We start from the raw sequence: 1,522 nt of genomic DNA on the forward strand, positions 1-1,522 counted from the left end.
GGCCGTCCCGCCCGGCGGCCGCCGCCCCCGCCGCCCCGCCCCGCCGCGGCGCCTGGCACTGGCTGCGCTGGCCGCTGCTGCTCGGCATCTGGGGCAGCGTCGCCCTGGCCCTGCTGCTGCTGGTCTTCGCCTGGGACCTGCCGCGGCCGGACAGCCTGCCGGCTGCGACCCGCCGCCCCTCGGTCACCCTGCTCGCCGCCGATGGCGCCATGCTGGCGACCCAGGGCGACCTGTATGGCGAGACCGTGCGGCTGCGCGACCTGCCGGCGCATCTGCCGGCGGCGCTGATGTCGGTCGAGGACCGGCGCTTCCGCCGCCACTTCGGCATCGACCCCTGGGGCCTGGCCCGCGCCGCCCTGGCCAATTGGCGCGCCGGGGAGGTGGTGCAGGGCGGCTCCACCCTGACCCAGCAGCTGGCCAAGAACCTGTTCCTGACGCCGGAGCGCAACGTCCGCCGCAAGATCCAGGAGGCCCTGCTGGCGCTCTGGCTGGAGCACCGCTTCAGCAAGGACCAGCTGCTCGAGATCTACCTGAACCGGGTCTACCTGGGCGCCGGCACCTATGGCGTCGATGCCGCCGCCCGGCTGTATTTCGGCATCCCGGCCCGGCGGCTGGCGCTCTGGCAGTCTGCGCTGCTGGCCGGGCTGCCTAAGGCGCCGTCGCGCTACAACCCGCGCGCCGCGCCCGACCTCGCGGTCGCCCGCGCCGCCGAGGTGCTGGAGGCGATGCTCGACAACCACGCCATCACCGAGGCGCAGCGCGATGCCGAGCTCTCCCGGATGCGGCTGCCGCCGCCGGGCAGCCGCCAGGCCGGCTGGTTCGCCGACTGGGCGCTCGAGGACCTGGCCGAGGCCTTCCCCGGCAATGCCGACCTCACGCTCCGCGCCACCCTCGACACGAAGCTGCAGGCGGCGGTCGAGGCGCGGCTCGAGGCCCTGCTCGCCGGCCCCGGGGCGCGGGCCGGGGTCGCCCAGGGGGCGGTGCTGGTGATGGAGGCCGAGACCGGCGCCATCCGCGCCATGGCCGGCGGCCGGGACTACCGCGCCAGCCAGTTCAACCGCGCGACCAGCGCCCGCCGCCAGCCCGGCTCCGCCTTCAAGCCGATCTACTTCCTGGCGGCGCTGGAGCGCGGGCTGGGCCCGGACGACCTGATCGCCGATACCCCGCTGATCCTCGGCGGCTGGTCCCCCGGCAACGGCACCTGGCGGCCGCGCGGCGAGATCACCCTGGAGGAGGCGCTGGCCCAGTCGGTCAATACCGCCAGCGTGCGGGTGCTGCTGAAGGCCGGCGGTGCGCGCGCGGCCATGGAGATGGCCGGCCGGCTCGGCCTCGATGGCCGTTTTCCCAACGACGCCTCGCTGGCGCTGGGCACCGGGGAGGTGACGCTGATCGACCTCGCCACCGCCTATGCGGCGATCGCCAACGGCGGCTTCCGGGTGACGCCGCACGGCATCGCGGCGGTGACCACCGCCGGCGGCCGCACCGTCTCCACGGCGGGGGGCCGCGCGGTGCCGGCGGCCGG

The 1,522-nt window shown here is 76.1% G+C and carries 1 protein-coding gene; it reads left to right on the forward strand.

The window, feature by feature from the left end:
• Window positions 1-1,522, forward strand: a 1,522-nt coding sequence (locus tag QWZ14_RS12440) for a transglycosylase domain-containing protein (RefSeq protein ID WP_353959303.1), incomplete at both ends; no start/stop codon positions are given.

It is taken from the genome of Paeniroseomonas aquatica (assembly GCF_030409335.1).
Taxonomy (GTDB): domain Bacteria; phylum Pseudomonadota; class Alphaproteobacteria; order Acetobacterales; family Acetobacteraceae; genus Belnapia; species Belnapia aquatica.